The sequence below is a fragment of the Polaromonas sp. P2_G11 genome (assembly GCF_056403595.1).
In genome coordinates, this window is sequence record NZ_JBFUFE010000005.1 from 453,258 (window position 1) to 471,379 (window position 18,122).

The 18,122-nt window shown below is 64.1% G+C and carries 14 protein-coding genes and 1 riboswitch; of the genes, 10 read left to right on the forward strand and 4 right to left on the reverse strand.

Going from position 1 to position 18,122, the window contains the following annotated elements:
* The first annotated feature begins 125 nt into the window (after nucleotides 1–125).
* Complete coding sequence (locus tag AC1DWQ_RS19545; protein ID WP_477671103.1) at nucleotides 126–2,915, forward strand: circularly permuted type 2 ATP-grasp protein; 2,790 nt, start codon at nucleotides 126–128, stop codon at nucleotides 2,913–2,915.
* 18 nt (nucleotides 2,916–2,933) lie between these two features.
* Entirely contained in the window at nucleotides 2,934–3,848 is a 915-nt protein-coding gene (locus AC1DWQ_RS19550; RefSeq protein ID WP_477671104.1) for a transglutaminase family protein, read from the forward strand.
* On the opposite strand, the gene AC1DWQ_RS19555 is transcribed toward AC1DWQ_RS19550, so the two are convergent.
* Nucleotides 3,814–4,788 (reverse strand): LysR substrate-binding domain-containing protein, encoded by a 975-nt coding sequence (locus tag AC1DWQ_RS19555; RefSeq protein ID WP_477671105.1) that lies wholly within the window; start codon nucleotides 4,786–4,788, stop codon nucleotides 3,814–3,816. The two genes, AC1DWQ_RS19550 and AC1DWQ_RS19555, sit on opposite strands and share 35 nt — an antisense overlap.
* Before the next feature lie 81 nt (nucleotides 4,789–4,869).
* Between AC1DWQ_RS19555 and AC1DWQ_RS19560 the strand changes: the two genes are divergently transcribed.
* The 4 genes from AC1DWQ_RS19560 (at nucleotide 4,870) to AC1DWQ_RS19575 (ending at nucleotide 8,656) form a co-directional block, all read left to right on the forward strand.
* Nucleotides 4,870–6,066: a pyridoxal-phosphate dependent enzyme gene (locus tag AC1DWQ_RS19560; RefSeq protein ID WP_477671106.1), complete on the forward strand. Its 1,197-nt coding sequence runs from the start codon at nucleotides 4,870–4,872 to the stop codon at nucleotides 6,064–6,066.
* Between the two features lie 42 nt (nucleotides 6,067–6,108).
* On the forward strand, nucleotides 6,109–7,074 hold the full coding sequence (locus AC1DWQ_RS19565) for a tripartite tricarboxylate transporter substrate binding protein (RefSeq protein ID WP_477671107.1): 966 nt from the start codon (nucleotides 6,109–6,111) through the stop codon (nucleotides 7,072–7,074).
* Nucleotides 7,075–7,298: 224 nt separating this feature from the next.
* A complete protein-coding gene (locus AC1DWQ_RS19570; RefSeq protein WP_457278917.1) occupies nucleotides 7,299–7,751 on the forward strand; it encodes a RidA family protein in 453 nt (150 codons plus the stop codon).
* Nucleotides 7,752–7,854: 103 nt separating this feature from the next.
* Nucleotides 7,855–8,016, forward strand: a riboswitch (FMN riboswitch).
* Between the two features lie 127 nt (nucleotides 8,017–8,143).
* On the forward strand, nucleotides 8,144–8,656 hold the full coding sequence (locus AC1DWQ_RS19575) for a 6,7-dimethyl-8-ribityllumazine synthase (RefSeq protein WP_477671108.1): 513 nt from the start codon (nucleotides 8,144–8,146) through the stop codon (nucleotides 8,654–8,656).
* A gap of 89 nt (nucleotides 8,657–8,745) precedes the next feature.
* On the opposite strand, the gene parC is transcribed toward AC1DWQ_RS19575, so the two are convergent.
* From parC to AC1DWQ_RS19590, 3 genes are all read right to left on the reverse strand, one after another.
* Nucleotides 8,746–11,100: a DNA topoisomerase IV subunit A gene (gene parC / locus AC1DWQ_RS19580; protein WP_477671109.1), complete on the reverse strand. Its 2,355-nt coding sequence runs from the start codon at nucleotides 11,098–11,100 to the stop codon at nucleotides 8,746–8,748.
* A 128-nt stretch (nucleotides 11,101–11,228) separates the two neighbouring features.
* Nucleotides 11,229–12,104, reverse strand: coding sequence for a lytic transglycosylase domain-containing protein (locus AC1DWQ_RS19585; protein ID WP_477671110.1), 876 nt, complete (start codon nucleotides 12,102–12,104; stop codon nucleotides 11,229–11,231).
* On the reverse strand, nucleotides 12,104–14,074 hold the full coding sequence (locus AC1DWQ_RS19590) for a DNA topoisomerase IV subunit B (RefSeq protein WP_477671111.1): 1,971 nt from the start codon (nucleotides 14,072–14,074) through the stop codon (nucleotides 12,104–12,106). Before AC1DWQ_RS19590 ends, AC1DWQ_RS19585 begins: the two co-directional genes overlap by 1 nt.
* 192 nt (nucleotides 14,075–14,266) lie before the next feature.
* Here AC1DWQ_RS19590 and AC1DWQ_RS19595 point away from each other — a divergent pair, with 192 nt between their 5' ends.
* The 4 genes from AC1DWQ_RS19595 to dapA all read left to right on the forward strand — a co-directional run bounded on the left by AC1DWQ_RS19595 (nucleotide 14,267) and on the right by dapA (nucleotide 18,092).
* On the forward strand, nucleotides 14,267–15,487 hold the full coding sequence (locus AC1DWQ_RS19595; RefSeq protein WP_477671112.1) for an MFS transporter: 1,221 nt from the start codon (nucleotides 14,267–14,269) through the stop codon (nucleotides 15,485–15,487).
* Between the two features lie 191 nt (nucleotides 15,488–15,678).
* Nucleotides 15,679–16,491: an SDR family oxidoreductase gene (locus tag AC1DWQ_RS19600; protein ID WP_477671113.1), complete on the forward strand. Its 813-nt coding sequence runs from the start codon at nucleotides 15,679–15,681 to the stop codon at nucleotides 16,489–16,491.
* On the forward strand, nucleotides 16,491–17,102 hold the full coding sequence (locus AC1DWQ_RS19605; protein WP_477671114.1) for a class I SAM-dependent methyltransferase: 612 nt from the start codon (nucleotides 16,491–16,493) through the stop codon (nucleotides 17,100–17,102). Before AC1DWQ_RS19600 ends, AC1DWQ_RS19605 begins: the two co-directional genes overlap by 1 nt.
* 105 nt (nucleotides 17,103–17,207) lie before the next feature.
* Entirely contained in the window at nucleotides 17,208–18,092 is an 885-nt protein-coding gene (gene dapA, locus AC1DWQ_RS19610) for a 4-hydroxy-tetrahydrodipicolinate synthase (RefSeq protein WP_457278927.1), read from the forward strand.
* Nucleotides 18,093–18,122 lie beyond the last annotated feature (30 nt).

An 18,122-nucleotide genomic window follows, 5' to 3' on the forward strand; every position in this document is an offset into this window, starting at 1 on the left:
GCCTCCCCGGCTGTCTTATGGCTGCAACATTTGCATGCGCAAGCGGCATAAATAGCCATTTTGGCCGCGCATTGAACCCGCCTTGAGCCTTGCAGGGGATGGGCCACAGGCATACTTGCACCCACGTGGAAAATAACACCCAGTCACTTTTTGCCGCCCAGTCGCTTGAATCCCCCTGCGCACTGGCTGCCGCGCTGGCGCCTCATGCGGCGGCGGGGCATTTCGATGAGTTGCGGGGCCGTGTGTCCGAAGGCCCCGCGCCCGCTGAAGCGGCCGCGCCGGCACAGCCCGCGCTGCGGGCCGCGGGCAGCCCCCCTGAAACAGCCCCGGCCCGGCCCGAAGCCCCGGCGGCCGGGACGGACGACACCCTGTCGCCCGACTGGACACGCTTTTTCAACTTCCTCGGCAGCGACGGCTTTTACGACCTGAACCACCGCACCGCCAACCTGCGCCGCCAGATCCGCGACAACGGCGTGACCTACAACGTCTACGCCGACGCCAACGGCCCGCAGCGGCCCTGGTCGCTGGACCTGTTCCCCATGATGGTCTCGCCCGCCGACTGGGCGCAGATCGAGGCCGGCATCCAGCAGCGCGCCCGCCTGCTGGACCGCGTGATGGCCGACATCTACGGCCCGCAGGAGCTGCTCTCCAAAGGCCTGCTGCCCAGCGCGCTGGTGCATGCCCACCCGGGTTACCTGCGCGGCATGCAGGGCGTGCAGCCGGCCGGCGGCACCTATCTGCACATTGCCGCCTTCGACATCGCGCACGGCCCCGACGGCCGCTGGTCGGTGGTGTCGCAGCGCACGCAGGCTCCTTCGGGCCTGGGCTACCTGCTGGAAAACCGCCTGACGATTTCACTGCTGTTTCCCGAAGCCTTCCGCGAAATGAAGGTCGAGCGGCTGGCCGCGTCGTACAAGGCGCTGGTGGATGGCCTCAAGGCCATGAGCCCGACGGACAGCAACGAGGAAAGCCGCGTGGTGCTGCTGACGCCGGGGCCTTACAACGAAACCTATTTCGAGCACGCCTACCTGGCGCGCTTCCTGGGCCTGACACTGGTCGAGGGCAGCGACCTGCTGGTGCGCGATGACAAGCTTTACCTGAAAACCCTGCGCGGCCTGGAGCGGGTGCACGGACTGCTCAAGCGCCTGGACGACCAATTCCTCGATCCGCTGGAACTGCGCTCGGACTCCACACTGGGTGTGCCCGGCCTGCTGCAGGTGATACGCGCGGGCAATGTGTTGGTGGTCAACACGCCGGGCTCGGCCTTCCTCGAATCAAGTGCGCTGCTCGGCTTTCTTCCCGCGCTCTCCGAGCACCTGCTTGGTGAAACGCTGGCCCTGCCCTCGCTGGCCACCTGGTGGTGCGGCGAGCAGGCAGTGATGCAGGACGTGCTGAGCCAGCTCAAGACCTGCGTGATCAAACCGACCTATCCGGGCACCGGCATGGAATCCGTCATCGGCCATACCCTGTCGCGCCGTGCACTGGACGAATGGGCTGGCCGCATTGTTCGCCGGGGCGAAGACTTCACCGTGCAGGCTTACCTGCCTCTGCCGCAAACGCCGACCTGGCAGGGTGAGCGGATTTCCCCGCGCTCGGCCATGCTGCGCGTGTTTGCGGTGGCCGATGGCAACGGCTCCTGGCAGGTGCTGCCGGGCGGGCTGGCACGGCTGGCGGGCAAGAACGAAAACATGTCGTCGATGCAGCACGGCGGCAGCAGTGCCGACGTGTGGGTGCTGGGCGACCCCTCGGCAGCCAAGGCGATGGCCGAACACACCACCGCATCGCGCACCGAGCAGCCGGCGCCTGTCTGGGCCGCAGCGCCGCTGCGCCACCGCCCGCCCGTGACCAGCCGCGCGGCCGAAAACCTTTTCTGGCTGGGCCGCTACACCGAGCGTGCCGAAAACTCCACGCGGCTGGCGCAAATCACGCTGCAATGCCTGGGCGGCGAAGACCAGACCTCGCAGCCCTTGCTGGCCTGGCTGACCAGCATGGCCGTCGGCAACGCGCTGGTGCTGGACACCGTGCCGCCGGCCACGCATGCGCGCCGCGTCTTCGAACGCGCCCTGATCGCCAACCTGGCCGACACCGAACAGGCCGCCAGCGTAGGCTTTAACCTGCGGGCGCTCAAGAGCGCCGCATCTGCCGTGCGCGAACGCCTGTCGCAGGAACAATGGCACATGATCGTGCGCACCGAGACCGACTTCTTCCAGCGCTGCTCATCGTTCAGCGCGGTGGGCCAGACCCAAAGCCAGGGCGGGCAAAGCCAGAGCCAATCCAGCCAATACCTGCTCGAATATTCTTCCGTCGAGGCGCTGCGGGCGCTGGAGTCGGCCAGCGGCTTCCTCTCGGCCATGACGGGTGCGCAAACCGACCGCATGACCCGCGACGACGGCTGGCGCCTCCTGAGCGTGGGCCGGTTGATTGAACGGCTCAACACCCTGGCCGGCGCGCTGATTCGCGGCTTTGAAACCGGATCGATTTTTGAAGAAGGCGGCTTCAACGCCATGGTGGCGCTGTTCGACAGCACCATCACCTTCCACGCGCAGTACCAGCAGCGCCGCGACATCCCGGCCCTGCTCGATCTGCTGGTGCTGGACCGCGACAACCCGCGCTCCCTCGGCTGGGTGGTGCAGACCCTGCGCGGGCGCCTCGCCAAGCTGGCGGGCAGCGCGCCGGGCGACATGCCCGACCTGGCGATGGAACTGCCCGACCCCGGCAGCTGGGCCCTGGCTGATTTGTGCCAGGACGCCCAGGCCAGCACCGGCGATGGCGAAGATGAAAACGGCGGGCAACATGATGGGCGGCTGGTGCAGTTGCTCGAGCAGTGCTGCGATGCCGCGCTGGAACTGTCAGACACCTTGAGCCGCCGCTACTTCAGCCACGCGGCTTCTGCCAGCCAGAGCCTGGGCGCCTGAGGCCCTAGGAGTTTTTCCGTGCTGCTTCACGTCGTTCACGAAACCCGTTACCGCTATGCTCCGGTGGTGGAAAACGCGCACCATGTGGTGCACCTCAAGCCCGCCAGCCGAAACGGCCAGACCCTGCTGGACTATGCGTTGCGGGTGAACCCCGAACCGGTCCAGTTGCGCGAAACCGAAGATGTCTACGGCAATACGCGCACCTACTTTTCCCTGCAGGCGGCGCATGAGAGCCTGACGGTGGTGGCTGACAGCATCGTCTCCACGTCGGCCCTCAACCCGCTGCAATCAGAAGCGACCCTGTCCGCCGGCAAGCCTGCATCGCCCGCCTGGGAGCAGGTGCGCGAACAGTTCCGTTACCGCGCCGGCGCGGCCTACGACAGCGCCTCCGAATTCCTCTTCGCCTCGCCCTATGTGCCGCGCGACGATGCCTTCATTGAATTTTCCCGCCCCAGCTTCCTGCCGGGCAGGCCACTGCCCGAGGCAGCGCGCGACCTGATGGAACGCATTCACAGCACCATGACCTACGAGAGCGAAAGCACCGAAGTCAACACGCCGGCGCTCGAAGCGCTCAAGCTGGGCAAAGGCGTGTGCCAGGATTTCGCGCACATCATGGTGGCCTGCTGCCGCGCCATGGGCCTGCCGGCGCGTTATGTCAGCGGCTACCTTCTCACCACGCCACCGCCCGGCCAGCCACGGCTGGTGGGCAGCGACGCCTCGCATGCCTGGGCTTCGGTGTACTGCCCCGGCCTGGGCGCCTGGCTCGACTTCGACCCCACCAACAACCGCGCGCCGGGTGAAGATTACGTCACACTGGCCATCGGCCGCGACTTCCTCGATGTATCGCCCATGCGCGGTGTGATCCGCGGCGGTGCGCAGCACATCCTCGACGTGGCCGTTACGGTGGAGCCGGTGGCAAGCGCCGGGGACTGAGCGGCTTCGGCGGCGCTGGCAGCTCTTCCAGCAACGAGCCCTCAGGCAGGCTGCGTGCCAGGCAGCGCCGGCACAGGCTCACAAATTCCTGCGCGGCGCCCGACTGGGCCTGGCGCGGTTTGAAAGCCAGCAAGGCCCGGAACGACACATCAGCCGCCAGCGGAACGCTGCGCAGGCCCAGCGCCACATGTTCACGCGCCACCAGCGGATTGGTAACTGCCAGCCCGGCCCCGGCCAGCACCAGCGAACACTGCGTTGCGCTGTAAGGCGTTTCAATCACAAAGCGCGGCTGCACACCCGCCTGTGCGAACGCGGCTTCCAGCCGGCGCTGGGCCGTATCCGAGGCAGACAGGCCGACCAGCGGCACTTCTGCGAGATCCCTGGGCTGCAGGACCTGCTTGCGAGCGAGCGGGTGGGCCGCGGGCATGACGCACACCGCGGGCACCTGGTAAAAAAGCGAGGACACCAGGCCGCTGGTGTCCGCCTCGTCGCCCAGGAAAGCCAGGTCCACCGCCCCCTGGAACAAGGCCTCACGCAGCACCTTCGAGCTGTCGACCAGCAGCAGGCAACGCGTGCGCGGGTAGCTTCGCTGAAACTCGGCAAGCGCCCAGGGCATCACGCTGGCAGCCATGGCATGCAGTGAACCGATGCGCAGCACGGTGTCCTCATGCGACTGCAGGGCCACGATTTTTCGCTGCACGGCCTCGAGGCCTTCGTAGACCCGCTCGACCTCTTCCATCAGCGCGTGCGCCTCCGGCGTGGGCGTCAGCTTGCCTTTGGGCCGGTCAAACAGCTTGAGCCCGGCGCGCGCTTCGAGCTGCTGCAGCAGCTGCGTGACGGCCGGCTGGCTCACGTGCAGCGCCGCCGCCGCGCGGTTGGCGGTGCCCAGCCGCATGACCATGCGGAACACTTCAATCTGACGTGCACTGGCTTCGGCCATGGCGGTTTCCTATAAGTTTTACTTATTTTAAATCGCAAACAAGCGATGCATGAGAGGCCATCGTCTTCGTACCATCTGCCCATGAATCCTGTTTTCCCCGAATCCCTTCCAAACCCTGCGGCATGGAACGCCATCAGCCGCAACCCCCGACTGATGAGGCTGCGGTGCATCCTCTGCGCCCGTGAATACCCGCTGCAAGATTTACCCGCCGGCTGTCCGCACTGCGCGGCACAGGGCACGCCCGCCAGCCTGGAAGCCGTTTACACCGGGTTGCCCCAAACACTGAAAACAGCCAGCACAGGTTATAAGTGGGGCGACTGGCTGCCCTACACCCGCGGCGTTTCCCTGGGTGAAGGCAACACGCCTTGCCTGGACCTGCCGCGCCTGGCGCGCGAGCTTGGCCTGTGCCAGCTCAGCGCCAAGCATGAGGGCATGAACCCCACTGGCTCGCACAAAGACCGCATGTCGGCACAGGCCGTCAGCCGGGCGCTGGACGCAGGCGCGCAGACCGTGGTGCTGGCCTCCAGCGGCAACGCAGCAGTTTCGGCAGCAGCCTATTGCGCCGCGGCCGGGCTGCCCTGCGAAATCGCCACCTACCGCGACATGCCGGCGCCCTTCGCGCGGGCCCTCCATCACCTGGGCGCCCGGCGCATGGAGTTCGACCACGGCTTTGAGCGCTGGAACCATGTACGACGGCGGGTCGAGCAGGACGGGGCCTTTGCCCTCACCAACTACAGCGTGCCGGCGGTCGGCAGCCCTGCTTTTGGCGTGGAAGGCTACCGCGCCGTGGCGCTCGAATTTGTCGCTGGCGGCTGCGTGCCGGACCACGTGTTGGTCCCCACCGCCCGTGGCGACCTGCTCTGGGGCATTTACAGCGCACTGCGTGATTTGCACCGGGCGGGACTCATTGGGCACATGCCCAGGTTATGGGCCGTTGAGCCGTTCCCCCGCCTTTCCCGTGTGCTCGAGGGCGCGCCGCTGCAGTCGGAATTCAACGGCCAGACGACGCAGTTTTCGACAGGCGGCAGCACCGTCACGCTGCAACAGCAACTGGCCGTGCAGCAGTCGGGCGGCGGCGCCGTGGTCATTGATGACGCCGGCGCCATCCAGGGCAGCGCCAGGCTTGCAGCGCAAGGCCTGTGGGTGGAGCTTTGCGCCGGCGCCTGCCTCAATGCGCTGGCCCGCCTGCGCGCACTTGGCCAAGTGCAGGCATCAGAACACGCGTTGCTGCTGCTCACGGCCAAAGGCGACCGTGACACCTTTAACCCCATCCCTTGACCGCACGCCCCCTTTTCTTCAGCCCGCAAAGGAAATTTCACCGTGAAGACCCGACTGCTCACCACCCTGCTTCTGGCCTGCGCCACTCTGGCGGGAACCGCCCATGCCGCCTACCCCGACAAACCCATCCGCCTCATCGTGCCTTGGGCGCCGGGCGGCAGCACCGACGCCATCGCCCGCGCGATTGCCCAGCGCATGGGCGAGACCATGGGGCAAAGCGTGGTGGTCGACAACCGCTCCGGCGCTTCCGGGCGCATCGGCACCGAAGCCGCGGCCAAGGCCGCGCCCGACGGCTACACCTTCGCCATCGTCGAGCTGCCGCATGCGATTGCGCCGGCCGTGTTCAACAAGATGCCCTACGACCTGCTGCGCGACTTCACGCCGGTGTCCATGGTCGGCACCTCGCCGCTGCTGCTGTTTGCCGGCGGCGCGCAGTACAAGAATGGCGACATCAAGGGCTTCCTCAAAAACTACCGGAGCAGCAAGGTGCCGCTGGCGCTGGCCCACAGCGGCAATGGCTCCATCAGCCACCTCTCCAGCGAACTGTTCGCCAGCGCCACCGGGATCAAGGTCAACGCCATTCCCTATCGCGGCTCTGCGCCCGCGCTCACCGATGTTGCGGCCGGCCAGGTGGACGCGCATTTCGCCACGCTGGCCAGCGGCAGTTCGCTGCTCGGCGCGAACAGGATCTCTGCCTTGATGGTGACCGGCAATGCGCGCCTCGCCGCCCTGCCCGGCGTACCGACCGCGCACGAAGCCGGCATTGAGGGCATGCAGTTCAACCAGTGGTGGGCATTGGTGGCGCCGGCCACCACGCCGATCGAGATCGTCGAGCGGCTGCGCAGCGAAGCGGTGGCGGCGCTGGCGCACCCTTCCACACGCGAGCGCCTTACCACCCTGGGCATTGACCTGAAAGGCTCGACACGCGACGAACTGCGTGCCTTCATGCGCAACGAAGTAGACCGCTGGGGTGCTGTGGTGCGAAAGGCCGGCATCAAGCCCGAGTGACGCCGGCATGTGGAAGGTTGAAAGAGCACGGAACAAGCCGCGCAGGCCCTGGCGCCGTTCCATCATTTCCTTTCATGACCCCAAAGGCCTCCGGAACCCGCGCACCATCCTACAATTCCCTGCACTGCCAGCCGGTCACGCAGCCTCCTTCGCTATCAAAAACATAGCTGCTTGCACTCGTTCCTATTGGGCTGGAACCATTTTTCTTCACCAAAAGGACCACCATGAGCGCCTACGACAAGCTGAAAGCACTGAACATCACCCTGCCCACCGTGGCAACGCCCCTGGCAGCTTACCTGCCCTTCGTGCAGACCGGCAACCTGGTGTTCCTGAGCGGCCATATCGCCAAGAAGGACGGCAAGCCCCTCGTCGGCCAGCTCGGCAAGAACATGACGACAGAAGAAGGCAAGGCCGCCGCGCGCTCGGTCGCCATCGACCTGATGGGCACGCTCGAAGCCGCCGTCGGCCTGGGCAAGGTCAAGCGCATCGTCAAGCTCATGAGCCTGGTCAACTCCACCGGCGACTACACCGAGCAGCACCTGGTGACCAACGGCGCCAGCGAGTTGTTTGCAGAAGTCTTCGGCGACGCTGGCAAGCATGCGCGTAGCGCGTTCGGCGTGGCGCAAGTCCCCATGGGCGCCTGTGTGGAGATTGACCTGGTGGCTGAAGTCGAATAAGCCGGCTACACAGCATCCGCAATGGCTGTGGGGCCGACGCGCCGGCGACAAGCGCTATCCAGCGGCCCGGCTTAAACTCGTAACGCTCGGCCATTTCGCCGGGCAGCGTTCTCAGGGCGGGGTGAAATTCCCCACCGGCGGTGTTTGCAGGAAACTGCATCAGCCCGCGAGCGCCTGGTTGCCGTGCTTCATACGGCAACCAGGGTCAGCAGATTCGGTTCAACTCCGAAGCCGACGGTCACAGTCCGGATGAAAGAGAGCGCGATGTTTACGGCTGTGCCGTGGGCGCCTATGGCTGGGTGCGGGTTCTCCGCAGCGGCTGTTCGTTCTCCCACGTGCTGGCCGCAGGCTCGTGCGCCCTGATTCTGGTAACACCTGGCAAAAAGGCATCCATGAGTCAGACAGATATTTCCCCACCTTCGGCTTCCCGTTCGGGCGGCACACCCACCAAGGCACGTTTCGCCTTTATCCAGTCGTCCTGGCACGAAGACATCGTGGACCAGGGCCGCGGCGCTTTCCTGGCTGAGATGGCCAGGCAAGGCGTCGCCGCTGAATCCATCGACACGTTTGAAGTGCCCGGCGCGTTCGAAATTCCGCTCCACGCGAAAAAGCTCGCACAGTCGGGCCGTTATGCAGGCGTGGTCTGCTGCGGTCTGGTGGTCGATGGCGGCATCTACCGCCATGAGTTTGTAGCTGACGCGGTGATCAGCGCATTGATGGGCATCCAGCTGGAAACCGGCGTGCCGGTGTTTTCAGCGGTGCTGACGCCGCAGCATTTTCATGAGCATGAGGAACACCGCAAGTTCTTCACGGAACATTTCCTGACCAAGGGCAAGGAAGTGGCGCAAGCCTGCCTGGAGACGGTGGCCGGCCTGAAGAAGCTTGATCTGTTGCTGGCAGCTTGATTGCTGAAAGCTGGCAGACCGGCGAGCGCAGCATCTTGCTATTAAATCAATAGCTTCTTGCGCCCGCCAGTTTTGGCTTTCGGTCAGTTTTACTCAACGCGGTTGATGCCGGTGGGTTTGAAGCCCAGATCGGCCGCCTTGCCCTTGCGCGCGCGCGCCGCACGGGCATTGTTCAGGCTGCGAATTTCCAGCGTCTCCTCGCGCGCCTTGCCGCCGCGGCCAATGCCTTCGATCTTCACACTGCGCGTGTAAGCGGCTGCACCAGCCAAAGTGTCTTTGGCTTCGAGGTCGATCAGCATCAGGCCGCGCCCGCCGGCGGCCTGCATCTTGAGTTCCGCGATTTCAAACGTCAGGATGCGGCCGCCGGTCGAGGCGCAAGCCACATGCGTGGCCGGCACCAAGGGCGCCGCTGCGCTGGTGAAAGCGGCATGCGAAGGCCTGCAAATGGTTTCACCTTCAGCGCAGCTGATGAAGGCCTTGCCGGCTTTGAGGCGCGACGTCATGTTCTCGACCGTGGCGAGGAAGCCGTAGCCGCCGCTGGCGCTCAGCAGCAATGCGGCATTGGACGGGCCCGCAAAATAATGCACCAGCTGCGTGCCCGACTCCAGATCAATCAGGGTGGTGAGCGGCTGGCCGTCGCCGCGCGCACCGGGCAGCAATGACACCGGCACCGAATAAATGCGGCCGCGCGAACCAAAGGCCAGCAGCGTGTCGATGGTGCGGCACTCGAAGGTGCCGTACAGCCCGTCGCCCGCCTTGAAGGCGAAGCCTGCCGGGTCATGTCCGTGACCGTTGCGTGCGCGCACCCAGCCCTTGTCGCTGATGACCACGGTCACCGGCTCGTCGAGCACCTTGACTTCGAGCACGGCTTTTTTCTCGGCCTGGATCAGCGTGCGGCGCGCATCGGCGAATTGCTTGGCGTCAGCCTCAATTTCCTTGACCAGCAGACGTTTGAGCGCAGCCGGGCTGCCCAGGATTTCCTCAAGCCGGCCTTGCTCTTCGCGCAGGTTTTTCAGGTCCTGCTCGATCTTGATGGCTTCAAGCCGTGCCAGTTGGCGCAGGCGGATTTCAAGAATGTCCTCGGCCTGGATTTCGCTGAGTTGGAAGCGCGCGATCAGCGCCAGCTTGGGCTCTTCCGACTGGCGGATGATGGCAATCACCTCGTCGATGTTGAGCAACACCAGCTGGCGGCCTTCGAGGATGTGGATGCGGGCCAGCACTTTGTCGAGCCGGTGCTGCGAGCGCTTTTGCACCGTGGTCTGGCGGAACTCTATCCATTCCGCCAGCATCTGGCGCAGGTTTTTCTGCGTCGGCTTGCCGTCCAGCCCGACCATGGTCAGGTTGATGGGCGAGGAGCTTTCCAGGCTGGTGTTGGCCAGCAGCGTGTTGATGAGTTCGGACTGGCTGATCTTGCTGGTCTTGGGCTCGAACACCAGGCGCACGGCGGCGTCCTTGCTGGATTCGTCGCGCACCACGTCGAGCACGGCCAGAATGGTCTGCTTGAGTTGCACCTGGTCCTGGCTCAGGGCTTTTTTGCCGGCCTTGATTTTCGGGTTGGTGAGCTCTTCGATTTCCTCGAGCACACGCTGCGTGCTGACGCCGGGCGGCAGCTCCTGCACCACCAGCTGCCACTGGCCGCGCGCGAGTTCTTCGATCTTCCAGCGGGCGCGCACCTTGAGCGAGCCGCGGCCCGTGCTGTAGGCCGCCGCGATTTCCGCGCCGCTGGAAATAATTTGCCCGCCACCCGGGTAGTCGGGCCCGGCGATCAGCGCATACAGCTCTTCGTCGGCAAGCTTGGGCGTCTTGATGAGCGCCACACAGGCGTCGGCGACTTCGCGCAGGTTGTGGCTGGGGATTTCGGTGGCCAGGCCCACGGCAATGCCGCTGGCGCCATTGAGCAGCGTGAACGGCAGCCGTGCCGGCAACTGGCGCGGTTCTTCGAAAGAGCCGTCGTAGTTGGGTACGAAGTCGACCGTGCCTTCATCAAGCTCATCGAGCAGCAGCGTCGTGATGCGGGCCAGCCGAGCCTCGGTGTATCGCATGGCCGCTGCGCCGTCGCCGTCGCGGCTGCCGAAATTGCCTTGGCCATCGACCAGCGGATAGCGCTGGCTGAAGTCCTGCGCCATGCGCACCATGGCGTCATACGCCGCCTGGTCGCCGTGCGGGTGGTATTTACCGAGCACGTCGCCGACAACGCGCGCGCTCTTGACAGGCTTGGCACCGCTCGCGCCATTCGCCCCGCCAAAACCCAGGCCCATGCGCGACATGCTGAAGAGGATGCGGCGCTGCACCGGCTTCTGGCCATCGCAAACGTCGGGCAAGGCGCGGCCCTTGACGACACTGAGGGCATATTCAAGGTAAGCCCGCTGCGCGTACGCGGCCAGGGAATCCTGGTCTGCGGGTTCGGGGATCGGGGCTACTGCGTCCGGTGTAAAGAGATCCATCTTGAGTTTGGCTTGGCGGGTAAGGTGGCGTGAGGCATGCCGGCACACGCGGGTGCGGCCGCCACAGGGTTACAAAAAGAAAAGCTGTCTATCAGGCTGCCGGGCAGGACACAAGGCGCATTGTGACCTCAGTACGGCTCGGGCAAGGCCTCTGGCGTGGCGGTGGACACCACCGTGGGTGACACCATGTTGCCGCGGCCGGTGGCCCCGCCCATCATTTCCATGCGAACGCGGCCGCCGGACGCCATGCTGGGTGGCTTGAGGTGGTTATAGAGCTGCATCACGGTCTTGACGTAGTTTTTGGTTTCAGGATAGTTCGGAATCTTGTTGCCGGCACGCTGAACGGCGCCTTCGCCGGCGTTGTACGCAGCGATGGCCAATTCGAGCTGGCCGGGAAACATGGCAATCAGGTCACTGAGGTAGCTGGAGCCGGCCCGGATGTTGGTCTTGGGATCGGTGAGCCTTTTGTGGATGGTGGAATCCTTGGTGGCCCGCACGCCATAGCGCTCCGCTGTCGGCGGGATCAGCTGCATCAGCCCGACCGCACCCTTGGGCGAAACGGCCTGGGCGTTGAATCCGGATTCGGTGGCGATCAGTGCCTGCAGCAGCTCGTAGTCGATGCCGTGCTTGGCAGAAGCCTCGCGCAGCAAGTGCTTGACGGCCTTGTAGTTGGGCGACACATCAAAGTAGGCCAGCAGCTTGGGCGGCGCATTGGCCACGCCGGTGGCCTGATTGGCGCCATTGCCAACCGCCTTGCCGCTTTTGGCAACGCTGTTGCCTGCACTAAAGCTTTCTGCGCCGCGGAAAAAAAGCTCATAACGCTCATCGAGCCGTACAGCCGAGAAATGCGCAATGCCTTCTTTATCGACGTAACCCCAGATGTCAGCCCGGGCGGGCCCCGCGAACAGCGCCGCCAGCCCCAGAACGAGCAAGGGCAATGCCGGCGCACGCAACAGGCGTGCAAAGCGCGGCAAGGTTGACGGCAATTTCAAAAAAGAATTCATCAAATATCTATTTCCACGGCGTCACCGTGCAACTCCATCAGTTCGCGGCGCGCTGCGGCCTCGCCTTTGCCCATCAGCTTGGTGATGAGCGTCTCGGTCTGCAGAAAATCCTGGTTGCCCAGTTGCACGGGCAACAGGCGGCGGGTGTCAGGATTGAGTGTGGTTTCCCACAATTGTTCCGCGCTCATCTCGCCCAGGCCCTTGAAGCGGCTGATGCTCCAGGCGCCTTCCTTCACGCCATCCTTGCGCAACTTGTCCAATATGGCGGTCAGTTCGCCTTCATCAAGGGCGTACACCTTTGAAGCCGGCTTTTTGCCCCGCGCCGGCGCATCCACCCGGTACAGCGGCGGCCGGGCCACATAGACATTACCTGATTCGATCAATTTGGGGAAGTGGCGGAAAAAGAGGGTCAAAAGCAGCACCTGGATATGCGAGCCGTCCACATCGGCGTCGCTCAGGATGCAAACCTTGCCGTAGCGCAGGCCAGAGAGGTCCGGCGTATCGTTCGGGCCGTGCGGGTCGACCCCGATGGCGACCGCGATGTCGTGGATTTCGGTGTTGGCAAACAGGCGGTCGCGCTCGACCTCCCAGGTATTGAGCACCTTGCCGCGCAGCGGCAGGATGGCCTGGCTTTCCTTGTCGCGGCCCATCTTGGCGCTGCCGCCGGCCGAATCACCCTCGACCAGGAAGACTTCGTTGTGCGCCAAATCCCGGCTTTCGCAGTCGGTCAGCTTGCCGGGCAGCACGGCCACACCGGAGCCCTTGCGTTTTTCGACCTTCTGGCCGGCTTTCTGCCGGGTTTGGGCGGCCTTGATGGCCAGTTCGGCCAGTTTGCGGCCGTAATCGACGTGCTGGTTAAGCCAAAGCTCCAGCGTGGGCCGCACAAAGCTGGACACCAGCCGTACCGCGTCGCGTGAATTGAGGCGTTCCTTGATCTGGCCCTGGAACTGTGGATCGAGCACCTTGGCGCTCAGGACATAGCTGGCGCGGGCAAAAACGTCTTCCGGCAAGAGCTTGACCCCCTTGGGCAGCAGCGAATGCAGGTCGACAAAGCTCTTGACGGCATTGAAGAGGCCGTCGCGCAGGCCGCTTTCGTGCGTGCCGCCGGCGCTGGTGGGAATCAGGTTGACGTAGCTTTCGCGCACCGGCTGCCCCTCTTCGGTGAAGGCCACGCACCACTGCGCGCCCTCGCCTTCGGCAAAACTCTCGTGCGAAGCGTCGGCAAAACCTTCGCCCTCAAACATCGGGATCACCGGGTCGCCGGTTAGCGTCTGCATCAGGTAATCGCGCAGGCCGCCCTTGTAGAGCCAGGTTTGGGTATCTTTGGTTTTCTCGTTGGTCAGCGTTACCGTGACGCCGGGCATCAGCACCGCCTTGCTGCGCAGCAGGTGCGTGAGCTCGGCCATGGGCAGCGCGGCCGATTCAAAGTATTTGGAATCGGGCCAGGCGCGGACGGTGGTACCCGTCTTGCGGTCTCCATCGCCGTTTTTGCGCAGGTGCAGCTTTTCAATGACGTCACCGCCCGAGAACACCAGGTGGGCGACCATGCCTTCACGGTAAGAGGTGACTTCCAGCCGCTTGGACAGTGCATTGGTCACGCTCACGCCGACGCCGTGCAAGCCACCCGAGAAGCTGTAGGCGCCTCCCTTGCCTTTGTCAAATTTGCCGCCCGCGTGCAGCCGGGTATAGACGATCTCGATGACCGGTACCTTTTCTTCAGGGTGCAGGCCGAAAGGAACGCCTCGGCCGTCGTCGTCGACGCTCACCGAGCCGTCGGTGTGCAGCGTGACCTTGATCTTCTTGCCGTAGCCGGCCAGGGCCTCGTCGGCGGAGTTGTCCAGCACTTCCTGGATGATGTGCAGGGGGTTGTCGGTGCGCGTATACATGCCCGGCCGTTGCTTGACGGGCTCCAGGCCCTTGAGCACGCGGATCGAGCCTTCGGAATATTCGGTGGGTAGTTTGTCAGCCATGGCAGATGAAAGAATTGCCGCAATTGTAGTCGGGGCCGGCAAAGTCACTGTATAAATATACAGCCAACCTGATTTGAGACAGGGAACGAAGTGCGGCCCGGGCAGTGTTCCGCCATTTTCGTTACAGTCGGCAAAGAGCCTTCCGGCCGCCTCAGGCCTTTCCTTTTTTTCGCCACTCGCGGCGACTCGCCCATGACCACCGAAACCAAAAAACTCTCCATGCTGCAGGTGCTGATCTGCGGCGCCACCATCGTCACGCTGTCCATGGGCATTCGCCACGGTTTTGGCCTCTGGCTGCAGCCCATCACGCAGGCGCAGGGCTGGACGCGCGAGACTTTTGCCTTTGCGCTGGCGGTGCAAAACCTGTCCTGGGGGGTGTTCGGCATTTTTGCCGGCATGGCGGCTGACCGCTTTGGCGCCTTCCGCGTGATCGTGGGCGGTGCCCTGCTGTACGGGCTGGGCCTGGTGGGCATGGCGCTGTCGCCCACCGGTTTCCTGTTCACCCTGACAGCCGGCGTGCTGATTGGTGCCGCGCAGGCCGGAACCACGTATGCCGTGATTTATGGCGTGATCGGGCGCAATATTTCGGCCGATAAACGCTCGTGGGCCATGGGCGTGGCCGCGGCGGCGGGCTCATTCGGCCAGTTCCTGATGGTGCCGACCGAAGGTTTCCTGATCAGCAGCCTGGGCTGGAAAGAGGCTTTACTGGTGCTGAGCGGCGCCGTGCTGCTGATTGCGCCGCTGGCATTGGGCCTGCGCGAAGGCGGTTTCACCGGCGGGCAGCCTGCCAAACGCGAGCAGACTATCCTTCAGGCGCTGCGCGAGGCTTTCAAGTACCCGAGCTTTCAATTGCTGATGGCGGGCTACTTTGTCTGCGGCTTCCAGGTGGTGTTCATCGGCGTCCACATGCCCAGCTACCTCAAGGACAAGGGCCTGTCGCCCCAAGTCGCAAGTTACGCGCTGGCGCTGATCGGCCTCTTTAATGTGTTCGGCACATACATTGCGGGCTCGCTGGGCCAGAAAATTGCCAAGCGCAAGATCCTGGCGACGATTTATCTCTCGCGCGCCATCGTGATCGCCGTGTTCCTGGCGGCACCGCTCAGCCCCTTGAGCGTCTACATCTTTGCCAGCCTGATGGGCCTGCTATGGCTGTCGACCATCCCGCCGACCAATGCCGTCGTGGCGCAGATCTTCGGCATCCAGCACTTGTCGATGCTGGGTGGCTTTATCTTCTTCAGCCACCAGATCGGCTCCTTCCTGGGCGTCTGGCTGGGCGGCTATTTATATGACCGCACGGGCAGCTACGACATCGTCTGGTACATCGCGATTGCATTGGGCGTGTTTGCCGCGCTGGTGAACCTGCCGGTTCGTGAATCACCGATTGCACGCGCGGCCGTGCCCCAAGGGGCCTGACGTGGCCAAAAGAATCGGCCTGTGGACGCTTGCGATCATCGCGTCGCTGGGGGTGTTTGCCCTCTACACACGGCCGGATTTCCTGTTCACACTCGCCAACCAGGTCTGGGCCTGCTTCTAGCGCAAGGCCCTGCCTGGGGGTTTTATGTGTGTTTTGGGCTGCGGCCCAATCAGGACGGGCGCAAGCAGCTATGAAAACAATAGTAATTACCGGAGCTTCGGACGGCATAGGCGCTGAAATGGCGCGGCAATTGGCCAAAACCCACGGCGCCGGCATGGCGCTGGTGCTGGCCGCGCGCAATGAAGCACTGCTCAATGAGGTTGCGGGCCAATGCGTTGCCCACGGGGCACTGACCCTGGCCGTCAAGACCGATGTGTCGCAAGAGGACCAATGCCGCCAGCTGGTGGCCGCCGCCATCGGCCGGTTCGGGCAAATCGATGCCTTGATCAACAACGCAGGCATGTCGGCGCAAGCCCTTTTTGAAGACGTCAAGGCCCAGGACCTGGCCTGGTACGAACAGTTGATGCGCATCAACCTCTGGGGCAGCGTCTGGTGCACCCATGCCGCACTGCCGTATTTAAAAGTGCGCCACGGCAGCATCGTGGCGGTCTCCAGCCTGGCAGGCCTGATCGGCGTGCCCGGCCGCACCGCCTACAGCGCCACCAAATTCGCCATGACGGGCTTCTTCGAGGCATTGCGGGCCGAGCTTAAAACGGCCGGTGTCAGCGTAACGACGGCCTACCCGGGCGTGGTCGCCACCCGCATCCGCCACCGTGGCTTCAACGCGGCCGGCGTGGCGGCAGGTGCCAGCGGCCTGAAAGAAGACGACGCCATGAGTGTCGAGGAATGCGCGCGGCTCATCCTTGAGGGCATGGAGCGCCGGGAACGCGAGGTGGTCATGACGGCCAAGGGCAAGCTGGGCCGCTGGCTCAAGCTGATCGCGCCGGGCCGGGTCGAGGCGATGGCGCTCGCCGCGCTCAAAGATGACGTAAGACCCTACTGATGGAAAACAATGCGCATGGCACGGAACCACCCTCCGCCTGGGTGCAGCGCTGGTCGCACCTGGTGCCCCAGGGTGGCATGGTGCTGGACGTGGCCTGCGGCCATGGCCGCCACGCGCGCTGGTTTTATGAGAAAGAACATCCTCTGACCCTTGTAGACCGTGCGCAAGCAGCTATCGAATTCATAGCATCAGCTCTTCCCACACGCCCCGCCCAAACCGTTGAAGCCGTGGTGGCCGACATTGAGGAGGGTCCCTGGCCCTTTGAAGGACGACAGTTTGAGGCCGTCATCGTCACCAATTACCTGTGGCGCCCGCTCCTGCCCGCGCTGCTGGCCAGTCTGGCGCCGGGTGGCGTGCTGATTTACGAAACTTTTACGCAGGGCAATGAAACGGTGGGCAAACCCTCGCGCCCCGACTTTTTGCTGCGTCCCGGTGAATTGCTGCAGGTCTGCCAGGGCTTGAGAGTGGTGGCCTTCGAGGAGGGTTTTGAGGAGCGTCCGCCACGATTTGTCCAGCGCATCGCCGCCGTCCGCGAATCAGCCACCACTGCGGGTTTATCCGCCCCCCTTCATACCGCGGAGGGGGCTCCACCCCGCTATAGACTGACCTAGGCTCTGGGTAGAATGCAGGATTGGCCTTTTCCGGGGCCGGCTTGAAGCTGTTCAGGCCGGAACACCCCAGATACCTGCATGGCCGCGAACGTTTACAAGCAGAGCATGAAACCCATTACTGGCAGCATCGTTGCACTGGCAACGCCCTTGCACGAAGACGGCAGCGTAGATTACCCCACCCTGCGCAAGCTGGTTGACTGGCACATTGCCGAAGGGACCGACTGCATCGGCGTGGTCGGCACCACCGGCGAATCCCCAACCGTCAATGTCGAAGAACATTGCGAAATCATCCGGGTGTCGGTGGAGCAAGCCAAAAAGCGCGTGCCTATCATGGCCGGCTGCGGCGCCAACTCAACCGCCGAAGCCATCGAATTGGCCAAATTTGCCAAAGGCGTCGGCGCGGACTGCCAGCTGCAGGTCGTTCCCTATTACAACAAGCCCACCCAGGAAGGCCAGTACCGGCACTTCAAGGCGATTGCGGAAGCGGTTGGCGACCTCCCCACCGTGCTTTACAACGTGCCCGGCCGCACCGTCGCCGATATGGCGCATGCCACCGTGCTGCGCCTGGCCCAGGTGCCCGGCATTGTCGGCATCAAGGAAGCCACCGGCAACATCGAGCGCGCCCAGTGGCTGATCAAGGAAGTGCCCAAGGGCTTTGCCGTGTATTCAGGCGACGACCCGACCGCCGTGGCGCTGATGCTTTGCGGCGGCCAGGGCAATGTCAGCGTGACGGCCAACGTCGCGCCTCGCCTCATGCACGAGCTGTGCGTGGCCGCCGTGGCCGGCGATGCCCGCCGCGCCATGGAGCTGCAACTTAAATTGCTGCCGCTGCATCGAAACCTGTTTGTCGAAGCCAACCCGATTCCCGTCAAGTGGGCCATGGCCCGGATGGGCCTTTGCGGCGGCACATTGCGCCTGCCGATGACGCCGCTGGAAACATCGAACGAAGCCGCCGTGGAAAGCGCCCTGCGCATCTGCGGCCTGGTCTGATTTGCCTGATCTGATTTTTAAGGGAACCCA

Excerpts from the sequence above, each read along its gene's own strand:
- parC (WP_477671109.1), bottom strand. The coding sequence starts at position 11,100 with ATGGATCTCTTTACACCGGACGCAGTAGCCCCGATCCCCGAACCCGCA.
- AC1DWQ_RS19585 (WP_477671110.1), bottom strand. The coding sequence starts at position 12,104 with ATGAATTCTTTTTTGAAATTGCCGTCAACCTTGCCGCGCTTTGCACGC.
- AC1DWQ_RS19555 (WP_477671105.1), bottom strand. The coding sequence starts at position 4,788 with ATGGCCGAAGCCAGTGCACGTCAGATTGAAGTGTTCCGCATGGTCATG.
- AC1DWQ_RS19570 (WP_457278917.1), top strand. The coding sequence starts at position 7,299 with ATGAGCGCCTACGACAAGCTGAAAGCACTGAACATCACCCTGCCCACC.
- AC1DWQ_RS19575 (WP_477671108.1), top strand. The coding sequence starts at position 8,144 with ATGAGTCAGACAGATATTTCCCCACCTTCGGCTTCCCGTTCGGGCGGC.
- dapA (WP_457278927.1), top strand. The coding sequence starts at position 17,208 with ATGAAACCCATTACTGGCAGCATCGTTGCACTGGCAACGCCCTTGCAC.
- AC1DWQ_RS19560 (WP_477671106.1), top strand. The coding sequence starts at position 4,870 with ATGAATCCTGTTTTCCCCGAATCCCTTCCAAACCCTGCGGCATGGAAC.
- AC1DWQ_RS19600 (WP_477671113.1), top strand. The coding sequence starts at position 15,679 with ATGAAAACAATAGTAATTACCGGAGCTTCGGACGGCATAGGCGCTGAA.
- AC1DWQ_RS19595 (WP_477671112.1), top strand. The coding sequence starts at position 14,267 with ATGACCACCGAAACCAAAAAACTCTCCATGCTGCAGGTGCTGATCTGC.
- AC1DWQ_RS19590 (WP_477671111.1), bottom strand. The coding sequence starts at position 14,074 with ATGGCTGACAAACTACCCACCGAATATTCCGAAGGCTCGATCCGCGTG.
- AC1DWQ_RS19605 (WP_477671114.1), top strand. The coding sequence starts at position 16,491 with ATGGAAAACAATGCGCATGGCACGGAACCACCCTCCGCCTGGGTGCAG.